The sequence below is a fragment of the Streptomyces sp. NPDC107500 genome, assembly GCF_055582785.1.
In genome coordinates this window covers 557,283-576,386 of record NZ_JBVJPF010000001.1, presented here as the reverse complement: position 1 = coordinate 576,386, position 19,104 = coordinate 557,283, and the positions used below count along the sequence as shown (strand labels likewise).

Below are 19,104 nucleotides of genomic sequence, written 5' to 3'. Positions count from 1 at the left end.
GATACAAATTGCCCGCGCGCTCCCGTCGATCGACGGCCGTCGCCCCCCTCCTCTTCCCGAGTCCCTTTCGCATGCCCTGGGAACGCCCGTGCTCGCCCTCCGCACCACCCCCTGGCCCCTCGTCGCCGTTTTCACGGCCGGGTACCTTCCTCCGTATCTGCTGCCCACCACCGTCGGCAGACTCGACACCGGTCTTCCGCTGAGCGCCACGCAGGCAGGCGCCGTCGGCAGCGCGCTGCTGCTGAGTTCGGCGAGCGCGGGCTTCCTGCTCGCCTCCCGCGTGGAGCGGGCCGGCGCCCGCGCCCTGGCCCGGTTCGGACTGGCCCTGGCCTTCCTGGGCTACGGCGCCGCCTCGCTCACCACCTCCGTCCCCGCCGTCGTCGCCGGCGCGGTCCTCGGCGGGTTCGGATCCGGTACGGCCACCACGGTCGCCGCCACCCGGATCGCCGCCGAACGGGATCCCCACCGCGCTTCCACGGCGGGCCTGCTGAGCGTGTCCGCGCTGGCCGGTGCCGTGTATCTGACGGTGCCCCACCTCGGCCGGTCGCACGGCCTGCCGCTGGCCGCGATCGCGCTGACCGCCCTCGCGGTGTGGCCGCTGACCGGCCGCCTCCCGGCCGGGACCGGCACGTCGCCGGCCGCGCGGACCGCCTCGGGACCGCTCCCCCACCGCCGTTCCGGCCTCGTCCTGGCCGTCACCGTGCTGTGCTGGTCTCTCGCCCAGAACTCCCTGTGGGGCGTCAGCGGCAGGATCGGGCTGACCCAGGCGGGCCTCGGCGACGCCGCCCTCGGGCTGGTCTTCGCCGTCGCACTGGGCGCGGGGCTGATGGGCGTGCTGGTGGCCGGCGCGCTCGGGCCGCGGCTCGGCCGGGCCATGCCGGTCGGGGCGGGCACCGCGCTCATCGCGGGCTGCATCGTGGTGAGCGCGTCCGCGACCACGCCCACGGCGTTCGCGACCGGGGAGATCGCCTGGAACACGCTGTACCCGGTGGTGCTGTCGTACCTGATCGGTCTCGCCGCCTCGCTCGACGCGCGCGGGCGCTGGGCGGTGCTCGTCGGCTCGGCGTCGTCGCTGGGCACGGCGGCCGGGCCGCTGGCGGGCAGCGTGCTGTCCGCGCAGGCCGGCTACGCGGGCATGGGCCTCGTCCTGGCCGGCGGTCTGCTGCTGGTCGCGGTGCCGATGACGGCCGTCGCCCTGCACACCGGCGGGCGTCCGCTGCTGCCCGGCACGATCCGCCGCCGCGGCGGCACCCCGGCCGCGCTGGTCGCCGCCGCCACCGGCACGCCGAGCGGTGCGGTGCCCGAGGTGGGCGCCGCGGAGCAGCCGGTCGTGGAGATCGACGTCGACGCGCCGGCCCTGGCCGTCCGCGGCGCCTACGACACGGCCGGGCCCCGGCAGGCCGCGGCCGCACCGGGGCCCGGCCCGGGCTGAGTCAGGCGGCCGGGAAGGTGTACTCCGCCACCTCGGCCAGGCAGCGCGCCCGCAGTTCCTCGTCGTCCTCCAGGAAGGAGGCGAGGAAGGAGTTGCGGGCCAGTTCCCGCAGCCGCTCCTCGGTGAGGCCGAGGGCCAGGCGTACGGCGTCGAAGTTGTCGCCCGCGTAACCGCCGAAGTAGGCCGGGTCGTCGGAGTTGACGGTGCACATGAGGCCCGCGTCGAGCATCGCCGGCAGGGGGTGGTCGGCGAGGGTGTCGACCGTGCGCAGCCGGACGTTGGAGAGCGGGCACAGGGTCAGCGGGACGCGGTCGCGCACCAGCCGCGCCACCAGCTCCGGGTCCTCCATCGAGCGCAGGCCGTGGTCGACGCGCTCGACGCCCAGCACGTCCAGGGCCTCGGTGACGTACTCCGGCGGCCCTTCCTCCCCCGCGTGCGCCACCCGGCGCAGCCCGAGCGCGGCGGCGGCCTCGTACACCTCGCGGAACTTGGCGGGCGGGTGGCCGACCTCGGCGGAGTCCAGGCCGACGCCGGTGATCCGGTCGAGGTACGGCTTCGCGGCGTCCAGCGTCGCGAGGGCCGACTCGGCGGACTCGTCCCGCAGGAAGCACATGATCAGCCGGGTGGAGACCCCGTGCCGCTCCCGGCTGCGGCCCAGCGCCCGCCACAGCCCCTCCACGACCGTGCCCATCTCCACGCCCCGGGCGAGGTGGGCCTGCGGGTCGAAGAAGATCTCCGCGTGCCGGACGCCCTGCGCGGCGGCGCGGGCGAGGTAGGCGTTGGCGAGGTCTTCGAAGTCCCGCTCGGTGCGCAGGACGGTCATCAGTTCGTAGTACAGGTTGAGGAAGGACTGGAGGTCCTCGAACCGGTACGCCTCGCGCAGCGCGTCCTCGTCGGCGTACGGCAGGGGCACGCTGTTGCGGGCGGCCAGCTCGAAGGCCAGCTCCGGCTCCAGGGTGCCTTCGATGTGGAGGTGCAGTTCAGCTTTGGGCAGGGGCATCAGAGCATCGTACGGCGGTTTCACCGACGTTTCGGAACCGGGATCCGGGTGAGATCGCGGGCCACGGTCAGCTCGCCGTCGAACCCGGCGGCCCGCGCCTGCCGTTCGAACTCCTCCGGGTCGGAGTAGCGCTGGCTGAAGTGGGTGAGGACCAGGTGCCGTACGCCCGCGTCCCGGGCGACCCGCGCGGCCTGGCCGGCGGTGAGGTGACCGTGGTCGGTGGCGAGCGCCTCGTCCTCGTCGAGGAAGGTGGACTCGATGACCAGCAGGTCGCAGCCCTCGGCGAGGGTGTGCACCCCCGGGCAGAGCCGGGTGTCCATGACGAACGCGAACCGCTGGCCGCGGCGGACCTCGCTGACCTCGTCGAGCGGGACGCCGCCCAGCGAGCCCTCCCGCTGGATCCGGCCGACGTCGGGGCCCTTGATGCCGTGCGCGGCCAGGCGGTCGGGCAGCATGCGGCGGCCGTCGGGCTCGGTGAGGCGGTAGCCGTAGGACTCGACGGGGTGGGACAGCTTGTGGGCGTCCAGGGTGTAGGCGGGGGTGACCGCCAGCGGCCCGTCCGTGTCCACCGGCGACTCGGTGAGCGCGACCGTCTCGCGGTAGGCGGTGGCGTACCGCAGGCGTTCGAAGAAGCGGCGTCCGGAGCGCGGGTAGTGGGCGGTGATCTCGTGCGGGACCCGGTCGAGGTTGACGCGCTGGATGACACCGGCCAGGCCCAGGCTGTGGTCGCCGTGGAAGTGGGTGACGCAGATCCGGTTCAGGTCGTGGGCGGCGACCCCGGCACGGAGCATCTGGCGCTGCGTCCCCTCGCCGGGGTCGAACAGGATGCCCTCGCCGTCCCAGCGCAGCAGGTACCCGTTGTGGTTGCGGTGCCGGGTCGGGACCTGGCTGGCGGTGCCGAGGACGACCAGTTCACGTACGGACATCGCGGGCTATCCGGGGGGCCATTCGAGGCCGCGGCCGCCGAGGACGTGGGCGTGCGCGTGCCAGACGGTCTGGCCGGCGCCGGTGCCGGTGTTGAAGATCGTCCGGTAGCTGTCCAGTTTCTCCTGGTCGGCGACGGCCTGCGTCTCGCGCAGCACGTCCGCGGCGAGGCCCGGGGCACCGGCGGCGAGCGCGGCCGCGTCCCGGTAGTGCGCCTTGGGGATGACCAGGACGTGCGTGGGGGCCTGGGGGTTTATGTCGCGGAAGGCGACGGTGGTGTCCGTCTCGCGGACGATCGTCGCGGGGATCTGGCCTGCGACGATCTTGCAGAACAGGCAGTCGTCCTGGGGTTCCCCTGCCATGCGCGTGCGCTCCTTTTCGCAGGTGGGCTGGTATGGGGGCATGGTAGTCGGTCGGGTGCGGGCCGGTGGGGGTTGATCGCGCAGTTCCCCGCGCCCCTAGGTGGGAATACCTGGCGGCGTTTTGGCCGGGGCCGACTCCAGTGTTTCAAGAGCCAGCCCGATCGCCTCGTCCAGCTGCGGGTCGCGGCCCGCCGCGTGGTCCTGGGGGGTCTGCCAGACCTCCACGTCCGGGTCGACGCCGTGGTTCTCCACGCCCCAGCCGTAACCCTCCAGCCAGAAGGCGTACTTGGGCTGGGTGATCAGGGTGCCGTCGACCAGGCGGTAGCGGCTGTCGATGCCGATGACGCCGCCCCAGGTGCGGGTGCCGACGACGGGGCCGATGCCGAGTGCCTTGATGGCGGCGTTGACGATGTCGCCGTCGGAGCCGGAGAACTCGTTGGCGACGGCGACGACCGGGCCGCGGGGCGCGTCCAGCGGGTAGCTTGAGGGGCGCATCCCGCGGGGCAGGTCCCAGCCGACGATGCGCCGGGCCAGCTTCTCCACGACCAGCTGGGAGGTGTGCCCGCCGCGGTTCTCGCGGACGTCGACGACCAGGCCCTCGCGGGCCACCTCGACCCGCAGGTCGCGGTGGATCTGGGCCCAGCCGGGCGCCTGCATGTCGGGGACGTGCAGGTAGCCGAGCCGGCCGCCGGACTTCTCGTGGACGTAGGCGCGGCGGTCGGCGACCCACGCGTGGTAGCGCAGCGGCTCCTCGTCGGCGAGGGGGACGACGACGGCGTGCCGCAGTTCGCCGCCCCCGGACGGGGAGATGGTCAGCTCGACGGCCTTGCCCGCCGTGCCGACCAGCAGCGGGCCGGGTCCGGTGACCCGGTCCACGGGCTGTCCGGCGACCGCGACGACCGCGTCCCCCGCGCGCACGGCGACGCCGGGCGCGGCAAGGGGGGAGCGGGCGTCGGGGTCGGAGGTCTCCGAGGGCAGGACGCGGTCGATGCGCCAGGTGCCGTCCTCGTGCCGGGAGAGGTCGGCGCCGAGCAGGCCCTGCCGGGCACCGGAGCCGTGGCCGCCACGCGGGGTGACGTAGGCGTGCGAGGTGCCGAGTTCGCCCTGCACCTCCCAGAGGAGGTCGACCAGGTCGTCGTGGGTGGCGAGGCGGTCCAGGACGGGCCGGTAGCGGTCGAGGACGCCGTCCCAGTCGACGCCGTTCATGTCGGCCCGCCAGAAGTGGTCCCGCATGATGCGGCCGGTCTCGTCGAACATCTGGCGCCACTCGGCGGCCGGGTCGACGGTCTGCCGCACCCGGCCCAGGTCGACACTGATGTTGGTGTCGCTGTCCTCGTCGCCGGAGGCCCGCCGGTCGCTGGGCACGACCTTGAGCCGCCCGTCGGTCCACAGCAGCACCCGCTTGCCGTCGCCGCTGACCTCGAAGTGGTCGGCGTCGCCCGCGAGATGCTCGACGCGCTGCTGGGCGAGGTCGTACCGCTCCAGCTCGGTGTTCGGGTCGGGGGCTTCCGGGGTGGCGCGGGAGGCGCCGAGGACGCCGGTGAGCGGGTGGCGCAGCCACAGGACGCCGTCCTTGGCGGCGCGCAGCCCGGAGTAGCGGGCGGCCTCGACCGGGAAGGGCACGATGCGGTCGGCGAGGCCCTCGATGTCGATCCGGGTGGTCGGGGTGCCCTCGCTGTCGGGGGTCTCCTCCCGGTCCGGGGTCTCGAAGGGGCGGCCGTGGCGCTGCGGGCCGAAGGGCGAGGGGGTGGCCGCGGCGAGCGTGATCAGGTACGGGCGGGCGCCCTCGACGAACGCGAGGTCGAAGACGTGCTCGTCGTAGACCGGGTCGAAGGAGCGGGTGGAGAGGAAGGCGAGGTGCTTGCCGTCCAGGGTGAAGGCCGGCGCGTAGTCCTTGAAGCGCAGCGGCGTCGCCTCGCTCACCGACAGGTCGGTGGTGTTGGCGAGCTTGAGCTGGCGCAGCGGGTCGGGACCGGGGTGGGACCAGGCGAGCCAGGCGGAGTCGGGCGAGAAGACCAGCCCGGACGCGTCGCCGTCCTCGCTGCGGTCGACCTCGCGGACCTCGCCGCTCTCCCGCTCGACGAGCAGGACCCGCCCGTCGTGCGAGGCGACGGCGGCCCGGCTGCCGTCGGGGGCCATGGCGAGGTGCAGCACCCGGCCGAGCTGTCCGGCGGCCAGGCGCCGCGCGGTGGTGCCGGGCGCGAGTCCGGTGGCGGGCGCGAACTCCAGGGCGTCGTCGCCCTCGGCGTCCGTCACCCACACCACCCACTCCTCGCCGTCCGCGCGGAAGGTGCGGGGCAGCCGGGTGCGGACACCGGGCGTGGCCGCGAGCGCGCGGGCCGGTCCGGCGCGGTGGGTGACCCAGTGGACGTTGCCGCGTACGGCGACGGCGCTGCCGCGTGCCGTGTGGTCGGGGGAGGCCGAGCCGAACCAGCGGGCGGCGTTCAGCGGGTAGGACTGGAGGTCGACGCGGGCGCCGCCGAGCCGGATGTCCAGCCGGCGGGGCTCGGCGCCGTCGAGGTCGTCCAGCGTCCACAGCTCACCGGCGCTGGAGTAGACGACACGGGTGCCGTCGGTCGCCGCGTGCCGGGCGTAGAAGCCGTCGAGGGGGGTGTGGCGGCGCAGGTCGGAGCCGTCGGCGAGGGAGGAGTAGACGGCTCCGGTGCCTTCGTGGTCGGAGAGGAAGGCGATCCGGTCGCCGACCCAGAAGGGGTACTCGATGTTGCCGTCGAGGCCGTCGTGCAGGCGGACGAACTCGCCGTCGTCCTCGCGGTCGATCCACAACTTGCCCGCCGTACCGCCCCGGTAGCGCTTCCACCAGGCGGCCTCGCGGCCCATCGGCGCGGACAGCAGCACGGTGTGCGGCCCGTCCGCGACGTCGCCCACTGGGCCGTACGGCAGGGTGGCGGCCGGTCCGCCGTCGAGCGGGACGGCGCGGGCCCAGCTGCGGCGCAGGCTGGCCTGTCCGTAGGTGCTGAGGGCGAGGACCTCGCCGCCCGGGGTCCAGCCGCGCACCTGGGTCCTGATGCTGCCCCAGTGGGTGAGGCGCCGGGCGCGGCCGCCGTCGACGGGCGCGACGTGCACCTCGGGGGCGCCGTCCCGGGTGGAGGTCCAGGCGACGGTGGTGCCGTCGGGCGAGATGCGCGGGTGGTTCACCGGCACGTTGTCGGCGCTGACCCGCCAGGCCCGGCCGCCGTCGAGCGGGGCGAGCCACACGTCGTCCTCGGCGGTGAAGGCGACCAACTCGCCGTGCGGGTGCGGAAAGCGGAGGTAGGCAGGCGCTGCGGGCTGTGTCACCCCCTCACCCTATGCAGCGGCGCGGTCCGCCGACAGAGGTTTGGATCACTTGCCGGTCGCCGGCCCGGCGGACTACTTGCCCTCGACCGGGCGGCAGTGCGGGTCGTCCGGGCACCAGATGGTCCGGGTGACGGTCACGGTGGGCCCGGGCTGCTGCTGGGAGGGGCGGTTCGCGGGCGGGGCGCTGGTGGCGTCGCAGTTGCCCAGCCCCTTGACCCGGAACCACTCCTTGCCGTCCACCGCGGCCTTGAGGTCGCCGCGCACACAGGCGCCGTTGACGACGCGGGTCACCTTGCCGTCGATGGTGATCTTCTTGCCGTCGTCGGTCTCCCCGTCGCAGTCGACGGAGGCGACGGTCTCCTCGCTCGGCGACGCGGTGGAGCCGTCACCCTCGGTGTTCGCGGTGCAGGTGAGCCACCGCACGTCGGCCTTCTGCCGCTCCAGTTCACGCGTCATGGTCCGGTCGGTCGTGTACGCCACGGTCGCGGAGCTGAGCCCGCCCGGTTCGCACGCGACGACACCTCCGACGGCGACGACCGCGCCGACGGCCACCGGAGCCACACGCCAAATCCGCCTCAATGCCCCCATGGAGGGCAGCCTCCCACCGGTCCGGGGCGGGCGGTAGGGGGCATACGGCCACGGTGGCGACGGGCGCCGTCAGGACCAGCGGCCGGTGCGGGTCAGCAGGGCGGCGGTCGCCGCGGTGCCCGCGGTGGAGGTGCGCAGGACGCTGCGTCCCAGGCGGTAGGGCCGGGCGCCGGCCTCGGCGAAGAGGGCCAACTCCTCGGGCGAGACGCCGCCTTCGGGGCCGACCACCAGCACGATGTCGCCGGAGGCGGGGAGTTCGGCGGCGGCCAGGGGTTCGTCGCCGCTCTCGTGGAGTACGGCGGCGAAGTCGGCGGTGGCCAGAAGTGAGGCAACCTGCTTGCTGGTCGCCGCGTCCGCGACGTCGGGGAAGCGGACCCGGCGGGACTGCTTGCCGGCCTCGCGGGCCGTCGCGCGCCACTTGCCGAGCGCCTTCTGGCCGCGCTCGCCCTTCCACTGCGTGATGCAGCGGGACGCCGCCCAGGGCACGATCGCGTCGACGCCGACCTCGGTCATCGTCTCCACGGCCAGCTCGCCCCGGTCGCCCTTGGGCAGGGCCTGGACGACGGTGATCCGGGGCTGCTCCGGCGGTTCCTCGTGGACCGTCTCCAGGTCCGTGACGACCAGGCGGTCCTTGCCCTCGGCGGCCTTCACCACGCCCTCGGCCCAGTGTCCGCGTCCGTCGGTGAGGACGACGTCCTCACCGGGCCGCAGCCGCTTCACGGAGACGGCGTGCCGTCCCTCGGGGCCGTCGAGGACGTACTCCCCCGCCGTCAGGTCCGCCGGGCCGAGGGCGTCGACCACGAACACCGGTGCCGTCATCGGCCCGCGCCTCCCGTCGCGTAGTGCGACAACGCTGTCCCGGCGGCGGCGAGTTCGGCCACCAGGACCTCCACCAGCTGTCCGGCGGGCAGCTCGCGCGCCATCCGGTGGCCCTGTCCCGCCCACAGGGCCATGCCCTGCGCGTCGCCCGCCTTGGCCGCGGCCTTGCGCAGCGGGGCGGTGAGGTGGTGCACGTCCGGGTAGGCGGCGGGGGCGTAGGGGCCGTGCTCGCGCAGGAAGCGGTTGACCAGGCCGCGGGCGGGGCGGCCGGAGAAGGCGCGGGTCAGTTCGGTGCGCACGAACAGGGGGTTGGTCAGCGCCTGCTTGTGCAGGTCGTGCGCGCCGGACTCGGGGGTGGCGAGGAAGGCGGTGCCCAGCTGGGCCGCGCTCGCGCCGGCCGCGAGGACCGAGGCGATCTGACCGCCGCGCATGATGCCGCCGGCGGCGACGATGGGCAGGCTCACCGCCTCCCGGACCTGGGCGACCAGCGACAGCAGGCCGGTGCCGGCGCCGCCGGTCTCCGGGTTGTCCCGGTGGGTGCCCTGGTGGCCGCCCGCCTCGGCACCCTGCGCGATCACCGCGTCGGCGCCGGACCGCTCCACGGCGCGGGCCTCGTCCGCGGTGGTCGCCGCGACCAGGGCGAAGGTGCCGACGCGGTGCAGGGAGTCGACGACCTCGGTGCTCGGGACGCCGAAGTGGAAGGAGACCACCGGCACGGGGTTGTCCAGCAGCACCGCGAGCTTGGTGTCGTAGCCGTCGTCCCGGCCGCTGTCGGGGTCGCCGAGATCCGTCTCGTACCAGGCGGCCTCGCCGGCCAGCTGGTGGGCGTACACGCCGACGGCCGCCGGGTCGGGGGTCTCCGGGTGCGGCATGAAGAGGTTGACGCCGAAGGGGCGTGCGGTCAGCCCCCGCAGCTCCTTGATCTCCTGGTACATCCCGTCCGCGGTCTTGTACCCGGCGGCCAGGAATCCCAGCCCGCCCGCCTCGCAGACCGCGGCGGCGAGCCGCGGCACGGAGACGCCGCCCGCCATCGGCGCCTGCACGATCGGGTAGGGGAAGAGATCGGTCAGTGCGGAGGACATGACCGCATGTTGTCACGTCCTCCGAACAAGTCCGAATCCGGGCTTCCGTCGGCATACGCCAGGAGCATCCGCATCCCGACCGGCCGACGGCCACCCGCCTCAGCGCCCGTTGAACGCGTCCTTCAACCGGGAGAACAGCCCCTGCTGCCCCGGCTGGAACTGGCCCTGCGGCCGTTCCTCGCCGCGCAGGGCGGCCAGTTCGCGCAGGACGCGCTCCTGCTCGGGGTCGAGCTTGGTCGGGGTGGTGACCTCGACGTGGACGATGAGGTCGCCGCGGCCGCCGCCGCGCAGGTGGGTGACGCCCCGGCCGTGCAGCGGGACCGACTGGCCGGACTGGGTGCCCGGGCGGATGTCGATCTCCTCCATGCCGTCGAGCGTCTCCAGCGGCACCTTCGTGCCGAGGGCCGCCGCCGTCATCGGGATGGTGACCGTGCAGTGCAGGTCGTCGCCGCGGCGCTGGAAGGTGGAGTGCGGCAGCTCGTGGATCTCGACGTACAGGTCGCCGGCCGGGCCGCCGCCGGGGCCGACCTCGCCCTCGCCCGCGAGCTGGATCCGGGTGCCGTTGTCCACACCGGCCGGGATCTTCACGGTGAGGGTGCGCCGGGAGCGGATGCGCCCGTCGCCCGCGCACTCGGGGCACGGGGTCGGGACCACGGTGCCGAAGCCCTGGCACTGCGGGCAGGGCCGCGAGGTCATGACCTGGCCCAGGAAGGACCGGGTGACCTGCGAGACCTCACCGCGGCCGCGGCACATGTCGCAGGTCTGCGCCGAGGTGCCGGGCGCCGCGCCCTCGCCGTTGCAGGTGTTGCAGACGACGGCGGTGTCGACCTGGATGTCCTTGGTCGTGCCGAAGGCCGCCTCGTCCAGCTCGACCTCGATGCGGATCATCGCGTCCTGGCCGCGGCGGGTGCGCGAGCGCGGCCCGCGCTGCGACGCCGTACCGAAGAACGCGTCCATGATGTCCGAGAAGTTCCCGAAGCCACCCGCGCCGAAGCCGCCCGCGCCGCCGCCGGCGGCCTGCGAGAGCGGGTCGCCGCCGAGGTCGTAGACCTGCTTCTTCTGCGGGTCCGACAGCACCTCGTAGGCGGCGTTGATCTCCTTGAACCGCTCCTGGGTCTTCGGATCGGGGTTGACGTCCGGGTGCAGCTCGCGGGCGAGCCTCCGGAACGCCTTCTTGATCTCGTCCTGGGACGCGTCGCGGCGCACGCCGAGTACGGCGTAGTAGTCCGTGGCCACCTACGACTCCGCCAGGATCTGTCCGACGTACCGTGCCACTGCGCGTACCGCTCCCATCGTTCCCGGGTAGTCCATGCGGGTCGGTCCGACCACGCCGAGCTTGGCAACCGCCTCGCCGCCCGAACCGTAGCCCACCGACACGACGGACGTGGAGTTGAGTCCCTCATGGGCGTTCTCATGACCGATTCGCACGGTCACGCCCGGATCCTTCGCCTCGCCGAGCAGCTTGAGGAGCACGACCTGCTCCTCGAGCGCCTCCAGCACCGGCCGGATCACCAGGGGGAAGTCGTGCCCGAAGCGGGTCAGATTGGCGGTGCCGCCGATCATCAGCCGCTCCTCGTTCTCCTCGACCAGCGTCTCCAGGAGAGTGGAGAGCACGGTGGAGACCGTACCGCGATCCTCGGCCTCGAAGGCATCCGGCAGTTCCTCGACCAGACCCGGCACGTCGGTGAAACGACGGCCCGCGACGCGGCTGTTGAGCCGCGCGCGCAGATCCGCGAGGGACGCCTCGCCGAACGGCGCCGGGCAGTCGACCATCCGCTGCTCGACCCGGCCGGTGTCCGTGATCAGCACGAGCATCAGGCGCGCGGGCGCGAGGGCCAGCAACTCCACGTGCCGCACGGTCGAGCGGGTCAGCGAGGGGTACTGCACGACGGCGACCTGCCGGGTCAGCTGCGCGAGCAGCCGCACCGTGCGGGCCACCACGTCGTCGAGGTCGACGGCGCCCTCCAGGAAGTTCTGGATGGCGCGCCGCTCGGGCGCGGTCATGGGCTTGACGCCGGCCAGCTTGTCGACGAACAGCCGGTAGCCCTTGTCGGTCGGGATGCGCCCGGCGCTGGTGTGGGGCTGGGCGATGAAGCCCTCGTCCTCCAGGGCCGCCATGTCGTTGCGCACGGTGGCCGGGGAGACGCCGAGGTTGTGCCGCTCGGTGAGGGCCTTGGACCCGACCGGCTCCTCGGTGCCGACGTAGTCCTGGACGATGGCGCGCAGTACCTGGAGCCTGCGTTCACTGAGCATCCGCGCACACCTCCAGAAGTCGTCGTCCGCTGCCCTGCCGGTCCGTCCTGGCACTCACGGCGCGCGAGTGCCAGACTTCCCCGGCCCAGTGTACGGCCGTGGGGTACGCCCCCGGCAAGGCCGGGGCCACGCCGACGTGCGGCGGGACCGTGTGGCGATAGCGTCGTGGCCGTGAAGGTGACTTGGGAAGACCTGGGATGGGAGCGGGTGGCGGCCGGGGTGGGCCGGTGCCGGCTGCCGGGCTGGGACTGCACGGCGGGGCTGGTCCTCGGCACGGACGCGGCGCTGGTGATCGACGCGGGGTCGAGCCTGGGCGAGGGCGCCAGGTTGCGCGCGGGGGCGCAACGGCTGACCGGGCACCGTGTGACGCATCTCGCGCTGACCCACCCGCACTTCGACCACGTCCTCGGCGCCGCGGCGTTCGCGGGCGCGGAGGTCTACGGCGCGGTGGGCACCGACGCGGTGTTCGCGCCGGGCGGACACGGGCGGGAGGCGCTGCGCGCGGACGCGGTGGCGGAGGGGCTGGACGAGCGGCGGGCGGAGGAGTCGGTCGACGCGCTGGTCCGCGTGCCGCACGAGGTCTGCGGCGAGCGGACGCTCGACCTGGGCGGCGGGCGGCAGGTCCTGCTCGCCAACGTGGGCCCCGGGCACACCGGCCACGACCTCGCGGTGCTGGTGCCGGGCGACCCGGAGGTGGTGTTCTGCGGGGACCTGGTCGAGGAGTCCGGCGAACCGCAGGCCGGCCCCGACGCCGTGCCGTCGCACTGGCCCGCGGCCCTGGACCGGCTGCTCGACCTGGGCGGCCCGGACGCGCGGTACGTCCCCGGTCACGGAGCGGTGGTGGACGCGGCGTTCGTGCGGGCCCAACGGGATGCGCTGGCCGCGCGTTTCGGCGTGTCGCACTGATCACGAACGGCGGATTCCTCGTATCGTCGGCAGAATGCGCCAGTACTCCGCCGACCTGACCCCTCCGTGGAAGAAGTCGCAGCCCGTACCCGAGGTTCCGGCCGACCCCGGCCTGGTGGTCGAGGAGCCCGGCACCGGGTTCTGCGGCGCGGTGATCGGCTGCGAGGCGGGCACGGTGACGCTGGAGGACCGCTTCGGCAAGCACCGGGTGTTCCCGATGGAGCCGCGCGGCTTCCTGCTGGAGGGGCGCGTGGTGACGCTGGTGCGGCCCGCGTCCGGCCCGGTACGCCCCTCCCGTACGGCGTCCGGTTCGGTCGCCGTCCCCGGCGCACGCGCCCGGGTGGCGCGCGCCGGGCGCATCTACGTCGAGGGGCGGCACGACGCCGAGCTGGTCGAGAAGGTCTGGGGCGACGACCTGCGCGTCGAGGGCGTCGTCGTGGAGTACCTGGGCGGTGTGGACGACCTGCCGTCGATCGTCGCGGACTTCGCCCCGGGGCCGGACGCGCGGCTCGGCGTCCTGGTGGACCACCTGGTGCCGGGTTCGAAGGAGTCCCGTATCGCGGAGGCGGTGACGGGCGAGCACGCCCTGGTCGTCGGCCATCCCTACATCGACGTCTGGGAGGCGGTGAAGCCGTCGTCCGTGGGGATCGACGCCTGGCCGCGGGTGCCGCGCGGGCAGGACTGGAAGACGGGCGTGTGCCGGGCCCTGGGCTGGCCCGCCGACAACACCGGGGCGGTGTGGCAGGCGATCCTGGCCCGGGTCGGCTCGTACAAGGACCTGGAGCCGGAGCTGCTGGGCCGGGTGGAGGAACTGATCGACTTCGTGACCTCGTAAGTCACGTCTTCCAGCCCTTCCGACTTGTCCGGCTGCATCTCAGTCTCTTGACTTGTCCGGCTGCCTTTCAGCCCTCCGGCGTTTGAGGAGCGGGGGTCCGGGGGCGGAGCCCCCGGGACGGGACGGGTAGGGGCGGCGGGGGCGAAACAGGCTGGTCAGTCCACCAGATCCCGCACCACCGCGTCCGCCAGCAGCCGCCCGCGCAGCGTGAGGACCGCGCTCCCCGCCGCGTAGGGGCCTTCCTGGAGGAGCCCGTCGGACAGCGCCCGCCGGGACGCCGCGAGCCCCGCCTCCCGCAGCAGCGACAGCGGCACCCCCTCCCGCAGCCGCAGCTCCAGCAGGACGCGCTCCACACGCCGGTCCTCGTCCGTGAGGACCTCCCGCCCGGCCCCCGGCGACTTCCCCGCCGCCAGCGCCCCGGCGTACGCCCCGGGGTGCTTCACGTTCCACCAGCGCACGCCCCCCACGTGGGAGTGGGCTCCCGGCCCCGCGCCCCACCAGTCGGCGCCCCGCCAGTACAGCTCGTTGTGGCGGCAGCGGCCGGCGTCGGAGGTGGCCCAGTTCGACACCTCGTACCAGTCGAAGCCCGCCGCCGAGAGGGTCTCCTCGGCGATCAGGTACCGGTCGGCGTGCACGTCGTCGTCGGTCATCGGGACCTCGCCGCGCCGGATGCGCCGGGCGAGCTGGGTGCCCTCCTCGACGATCAGGGCGTACGCCGAGACGTGGTCGGGCCCGGCGCCGAGCGCGGCGTCGAGGGAGGCCCGCCAGTCGTCGTCGGACTCGCCGGGGGTGCCGTAGATCAGGTCGAGGTTGACGTGGTCGAATCCGGCGGCGCGGGCCTCGGCGACGCAGGCCTCGGGGCGGCCGGGGGTGTGCGTGCGGTCCAGGACCTTCAGGACGTGCTGCCGCGCGCTCTGCATGCCGAAGGAGATCCGGTCGAAGCCGCCCGTGCGGAGGGTGGCCAGGTAGGCGGGGTCGACCGACTCGGGGTTGGCCTCCGTCGTCACCTCCGCGTCCGGCGCCAGGCCGAACTCGTCGCGGATCGCGCCCAGCATCCGCACCAGGTCCCCGGCGGGCAGCAGGGTGGGGGTGCCGCCGCCGACGAAGACCGTGCGGACCTCGCGCGGGTCGTCGCCGAGCACCTTGCGGGCCAGGCGGATCTCGTCGACGAGTGTCCCGGCGTAGTTGTCGCGGGAGGCGAGGACGCCGCCGGTGCCGCGCAGCTCGGTCGCGGTGTAGGTGTTGAAGTCGCAGTAGCCGCAGCGGGTCGCGCAGTAGGGCACATGCAGGTAGAAGCCGAGGGGGCGGTCGGCGGCCCCGGTGAGCGCGGACGCGGGCAGGGCACCATCGGCGGGGACGGGTTCGCCGTCGGGGAGTGCGGAGGGCATGCGTTCCATTGTCCCGTACAGGAACGGTTGCCCGTCCTGCGGCCGCTCGGCCAGCGAAGGCCCGGCCCGTGACGGCCCGGCCCGCCGGCCGCTACTCGGCCTGGAGCACCAGGAGCGCCAGGTCGTCCTCCGGGGGCCGCGGCCCGAACTCGTGCACCAGCCGCCGGATGCGCTCGGCGACCAGTTCGGCGTCGAGCCCGGCGCACCCGGCGAGCGCCGCGGCGAGCCCGTCCCCGTCGTCGAACTGGCGGGAGCCGCTGCGCCGCTCGGTGACCCCGTCCGTGACGCAGAGCAGGGTCTCGCCGGACCGCAGCTCGAAGGTCTCGCTGGCGTACGTGGCGTCCTCGACGACGCCGAGCAGGGTCTGCGGCGCGGCGACCGCGCGCACCGCGCCGTCGGGTCCGAGGAGCAGCGGCAGCGGATGCCCGGCGGAGGCGAGGGTGCAGCGGACGCCGCCCTCGAAGGGTTCCAGTTCGCCGTAGAGCAGGGAGAGGAAGCGGGTCTGCGGTCCGTCGCCCGGGGCAACCGGTGGTCCGCCGACGGCGACCAGCGCGCGGGCGGCCGCGTCCGCGGCCTCGGTGGCGTCGTCGAGGAGGAGCTGGTTGAGGCGGTCGAGGACGTCGGGGACGCCGTACTGCTCGCGGGCGAGCAGCCGCAGCCAGGGCCGGGCGAGGCCGATGACGACGGCGGCCTCGGGGCCCTTGCCCTGGACGTCACCGACGGCGAAGCACCAGCGGCCGTCGCCGGCCGGGAAGAGGTCGTAGAAGTCGCCGCTGGGGCCGCCCTTGTCGCAGGGTTCGTAGACCAAGGCGCTGCGCACGCCGGGGATCTCGGCGACGGCGCCGGGCAGCAGGCCGCGCTGGAGGACGGCGCTGATGGTGGCCTGGCGCGCGTACTGGCGGGCGGCGCCGATGGCGAGCGCCACGCGGCGGCTGAGGTCCTCGACCAGGCCGGTGATCTCGTCGGGGAAGCCCGCGGTGCCGGCCCGTCCGATGACCAGGGTGCCCAGCGGCCTGCCCCCGGCGACCAGGCGGTAGGCGAGCGCGGCGCCGTGCGGGCCGAGCGCCTCGGCGGGCCAGGGGTGGCCGACGGGGCCGGAGCGCCAGGGGTCGCGGGCGCGGGGCGGGTCCTTCTCCAGGGCCAGGCGCAGTTCGTCGATGTGGCCCTCGCCGGCGTGCCACACGCGGGCCAGCCGGGCGCCCACGGCCGTGCCGGGGTCGTCGCTCCAGGCGCCCCGGCCCAGGGACTCGTCCTCCAGCCACACCCCGCACCAGTCGGCGAGCCGCGGCACGACGAGCTGGCCGGTGAGCGAGGCGACCAGGTCCTCGTCGAGCTGCCCGGCCAGGAGGTCGGAGGCCTCGGCGAGGAAGGAGAGCGCGCCGCGCCCGAGCCACTCCCGGTCGCGCAGACCGCGCAGGCCGGTGCCGGGGGCGGCGTCCGGGCTCTCCAGAACCTCGTCCGGGGCGTACACCTCGATCCGCCCGGCGGTCACGGTGTCGCTCCCGGCGTCCGCCGCCGCCTCCGTACCCGCGGCCGGGAGCCGGGCCCACACCGTCTTGGTGCCCGGCCGGTACGTGATCCCCCAGGCCTCCGAGAGCGCGGCGACCAGCCGCAGGCCGCGCCCGTACTCGGCGGGGTCCTGCGGTGTCCCGTGGTCGCCGCCCCTCGGCGCGCGGGAGGGGTGGTGGTCCGTGGCCTCGACGACGAGGGTGCCCGACTCCTCCATCCGGCAGGTGACCTCGACGTCCGTACCGGCGTGCACGACGGCGTTGGTGACCAGCTCGCTGACGACCACCAGGACGTCGGTGGCGCGGTGCTCGGTCAGGTGTTCCGTGCCGGGCAGGGCGCGCGCGGACCAGTCGGCGAGCGCCGCCCGCACCATCGCGCGCGCCGCGCCCGGCGCCAGGGAGCTGCCGAGCAGCACCACGTGCGCCCGCGCACACTCCTGGGCGGACGCCTCAGCGGTGTACGCGGACTCCCCGCTGGTGCGGAAGGCGGTCTCCCGCTGCGTCGGAATGGCCCCCATGGACGTCTCCCCGGGCAGTTCGTGCGAGGTGCTCGCAGTCGATGCCGACAGAGTGACAGACCGGACCCGTTCATAAGCACGGAGTTACCGAAGTCGGCCGCCATGGGTGAGATCCGTGCTACACGAACGCTCGGAGACCGCCGGAGAACGGACGGTTCCGAGCATCCGCCACGGAGCCGGGGGCGCTCACGCCTCGCGCGAGCCCTCGTACATCTCCTCGATCAGGTGCTTGTACTCCCGCTCCACGACCGGCCGCTTGAGCTTGAGGCTCGGGGTGATCTCACCGTGCTCGACGTCCAGGTCGCGGGGGAGCAGGCGGAACTTCTTGATGGTCTGCCAGCGCTGGAGGCCCTCGTTGAGCTGCTTGACGTAGCCGTCGACCATCTCCACCGTCACGGGCGCCGCCACGATCTCCGCGTACGGCTTCCCCTCCAGGCCGTTCTCCTTGGCCCACTCGGTGATGGCGATCTCGTCGAGGGAGATGAGCGCGGTGCAGAAGTTCCGGTCGGCGCCGTGCACCAGGATGTTGGAGACGTAGGGGCAGACCGCCTTGAACTGACCCTCGACCTCGGCGGGCGCGATGTACTTGCCGCCGGACGTCTTGATGAGGTCCTTCTTGCGGTCGGTGATCCGCAGGTAGCCGTCGGCGGAGAGTTCGCCGATGTCGCCGGTGTGGAACCAGCCGTCGGCCTCCAGCACCTCCGCCGTCTTCTCGGGCAGCTTGTGGTAGCCCTCCATGATGCCGGGGCCGCGCAGCAGGATCTCGCCGTCGTCCGCGATGCGCACCTCGGTGCCGGGCAGCGGCTTGCCGACCGTGCCGGTGCGGTAGGCCTCGCCGGGGTTGACGAAGGACGCGGCGGAGGACTCGGTGAGGCCGTAGCCCTCCAGGATGTGGATGCCGGCGCCGGCGAAGAAGTAACCGATCTCGGGGGCGAGGGCGGCCGAGCCGGAGACGCAGGCGCGCAGGCGGCCGCCGAAGGCCTCGCGGATCTTGGCGTAGACGAGCTTGTCGGCGACGGCGTGCTTGGTGCGCAGGCCGGCGGGCGCGTTCGCGGTGCCGGTGCGCTTGAAGTTGTCCTGGGTGACCTTGGCGTACTCGCGGGCCACGCCGGCCGCCCACTGGAAGATCTTGTACTTGGCCCCGCCGCCCGCCCGGGCCTTGGCGGCGACGCCGTTGTAGACCTTCTCGAAGATGCGCGGCACGGCGGCCATGTAGGTCGGCTGGACCACCGGCAGGTTCTCGATGATCTTGTCGACGCGGCCGTCGACGGCGGTGACGTGACCCACCTCGATCTGGCCCGAGGTGAGCACCTTGCCGAAGACGTGCGCGAGCGGCAGCCACAGGTACTGCACGTCGTCCCCGCTGACCAGGCCGGTCGCGGCGATGGCCTTCGCCATGTACGACCAGCAGTCGTGCGGGAGCCGTACACCCTTGGGCTTGCCGGTGGTGCCGGAGGTGTAGATGAGGGTGGCGAGCTGGTCCTTGGTGAGCGCGCCGACCCGCTTGACGACCAGCTCGGGGTCCGTCTCCAGGCGGGCCGCGCCGCTGCGCTCCAGCTCGTCGAGGGTGAGGATCCAGTCCTCGGTGGTGTCCGCGCCGGTCGCGTCGATCACCACGACGTGGGTGAGTTCCGGCAGCTCCGCCCGCTTCTCCCTGGCCTTGGCCAGCTGCGCGGCGTCCTCCGCGATCAGCACGCGGCTCTCGGAGTCGGAGAGGATGTACGCCGACTCGTCGGCGTTGGTCTGCGGGTAGACGGTGGTCGTCGCCGCGCCCGCGCACATGATGCCGAGGTCGGCGAGGATCCAGTCCAGCCGGGTGGAGGAGGCCAGCGCCACGCGCTGCTGCGGCTGCACGCCCAGCTCGATCAGGCCGGCCGCGATCGAGTAGACCCGCTCGGCGGCCTGGGACCAGGTCAGCGACTTCCACTCGTCGGGGCCCTCACCCGAGGCCGGCGGCACCGGGTAGCGGTACGCCTCGGCGTCCGGCGTGGCGGCCACCCGCTCCAGGAAGAGTCCCGCCACGGAGGGCGGACGGTTCTCGATCGTTGTCTGTGTGTCGCTCACGACATCCTCCGTGGGCCCGCGACGGCGCGGCCGGCTCGTGGTGGCCGGCCCAGGTGCGGCTGGTTCAGGTGCGGCTGGTTCACTCTCGGGCGGTGTTCAGGCGTGGCTCGGACAGTTGCCCGATCACT

Annotated in this window: 15 protein-coding genes; 3 read left to right on the top strand and 12 right to left on the bottom strand. The window is 73.9% G+C overall.

All coding sequences use genetic code 11. The features are described 5' to 3' along the window. The first annotated feature begins 88 nt into the window (after positions 1-88). The gene (locus tag ACZ67M_RS02520; RefSeq protein ID WP_469849273.1) at positions 89-1,432 is read left to right on the top strand and encodes an MFS transporter; all 1,344 of its coding nucleotides are present in this window, start codon (positions 89-91) and stop codon (positions 1,430-1,432) included. Position 1,433: 1 nt separating this feature from the next. Here ACZ67M_RS02520 and ACZ67M_RS02515 read toward each other — a convergent pair whose 3' ends face one another. From ACZ67M_RS02515 to hrcA, 9 genes are all read right to left on the bottom strand, one after another. After that, positions 1,434-2,432 (bottom strand): adenosine deaminase, encoded by a 999-nt coding sequence (locus ACZ67M_RS02515; protein ID WP_392235144.1) that lies wholly within the window; start codon positions 2,430-2,432, stop codon positions 1,434-1,436. A gap of 20 nt (positions 2,433-2,452) precedes the next feature. Further along, positions 2,453-3,358, bottom strand: coding sequence for a ribonuclease Z (locus tag ACZ67M_RS02510; RefSeq protein WP_361354839.1), 906 nt, complete (start codon positions 3,356-3,358; stop codon positions 2,453-2,455). A 6-nt stretch (positions 3,359-3,364) separates the two neighbouring features. Then, on the bottom strand, positions 3,365-3,718 hold the full coding sequence (locus ACZ67M_RS02505; RefSeq protein WP_469849271.1) for a histidine triad nucleotide-binding protein: 354 nt from the start codon (positions 3,716-3,718) through the stop codon (positions 3,365-3,367). A 96-nt stretch (positions 3,719-3,814) separates the two neighbouring features. Further along, positions 3,815-7,015, bottom strand: a complete 3,201-nt coding sequence (locus ACZ67M_RS02500; protein WP_469849269.1) for a S41 family peptidase — start codon at positions 7,013-7,015, stop codon at positions 3,815-3,817. A gap of 72 nt (positions 7,016-7,087) precedes the next feature. Beyond that, positions 7,088-7,603 (bottom strand): hypothetical protein, encoded by a 516-nt coding sequence (locus ACZ67M_RS02495; protein ID WP_469849268.1) that lies wholly within the window; start codon positions 7,601-7,603, stop codon positions 7,088-7,090. A 69-nt stretch (positions 7,604-7,672) separates the two neighbouring features. Next, positions 7,673-8,422, bottom strand: a complete 750-nt coding sequence (locus tag ACZ67M_RS02490; RefSeq protein WP_469849266.1) for a 16S rRNA (uracil(1498)-N(3))-methyltransferase — start codon at positions 8,420-8,422, stop codon at positions 7,673-7,675. Then, positions 8,419-9,504 carry a nitronate monooxygenase gene (locus ACZ67M_RS02485; RefSeq protein WP_469849265.1) on the bottom strand — a complete coding sequence of 362 codons (1,086 nt, stop codon included), beginning with the start codon at positions 9,502-9,504 and terminating at the stop codon, positions 8,419-8,421. Before ACZ67M_RS02485 ends, ACZ67M_RS02490 begins: the two co-directional genes overlap by 4 nt. A 99-nt stretch (positions 9,505-9,603) precedes the next feature. Then, a complete protein-coding gene (gene dnaJ / locus ACZ67M_RS02480) occupies positions 9,604-10,740 on the bottom strand; it encodes a molecular chaperone DnaJ (protein WP_114530671.1) in 1,137 nt (378 codons plus the stop codon). Continuing rightward, positions 10,741-11,757: a heat-inducible transcriptional repressor HrcA gene (gene hrcA, locus ACZ67M_RS02475; RefSeq protein WP_122620162.1), complete on the bottom strand. Its 1,017-nt coding sequence runs from the start codon at positions 11,755-11,757 to the stop codon at positions 10,741-10,743. It lies immediately after the preceding gene. A 171-nt stretch (positions 11,758-11,928) separates the two neighbouring features. Here hrcA and ACZ67M_RS02470 point away from each other — a divergent pair, with 171 nt between their 5' ends. Together ACZ67M_RS02470 and ACZ67M_RS02465 are read left to right on the top strand one after the other, a co-directional pair. Continuing rightward, positions 11,929-12,663 carry an MBL fold metallo-hydrolase gene (locus ACZ67M_RS02470; RefSeq protein ID WP_392100731.1) on the top strand — a complete coding sequence of 245 codons (735 nt, stop codon included), beginning with the start codon at positions 11,929-11,931 and terminating at the stop codon, positions 12,661-12,663. 34 nt (positions 12,664-12,697) lie between these two features. Continuing rightward, positions 12,698-13,498: a DUF3097 domain-containing protein gene (locus tag ACZ67M_RS02465; protein ID WP_361354819.1), complete on the top strand. Its 801-nt coding sequence runs from the start codon at positions 12,698-12,700 to the stop codon at positions 13,496-13,498. A gap of 155 nt (positions 13,499-13,653) precedes the next feature. Here the strand turns inward: ACZ67M_RS02465 and hemW are convergent, their stop codons facing one another. From hemW to ACZ67M_RS02450, 3 genes are all read right to left on the bottom strand, one after another. Beyond that, entirely contained in the window at positions 13,654-14,886 is a 1,233-nt protein-coding gene (gene hemW / locus ACZ67M_RS02460) for a radical SAM family heme chaperone HemW (protein ID WP_469849263.1), read from the bottom strand. A 91-nt stretch (positions 14,887-14,977) separates the two neighbouring features. Beyond that, the gene (locus ACZ67M_RS02455) at positions 14,978-16,912 is read right to left on the bottom strand and encodes a SpoIIE family protein phosphatase (protein WP_469849261.1); all 1,935 of its coding nucleotides are present in this window, start codon (positions 16,910-16,912) and stop codon (positions 14,978-14,980) included. A 186-nt stretch (positions 16,913-17,098) separates the two neighbouring features. Then, entirely contained in the window at positions 17,099-18,976 is a 1,878-nt protein-coding gene (locus ACZ67M_RS02450) for an AMP-dependent synthetase/ligase (RefSeq protein WP_469849259.1), read from the bottom strand. Between the last annotated feature and the right edge of the window lie 128 nt (positions 18,977-19,104).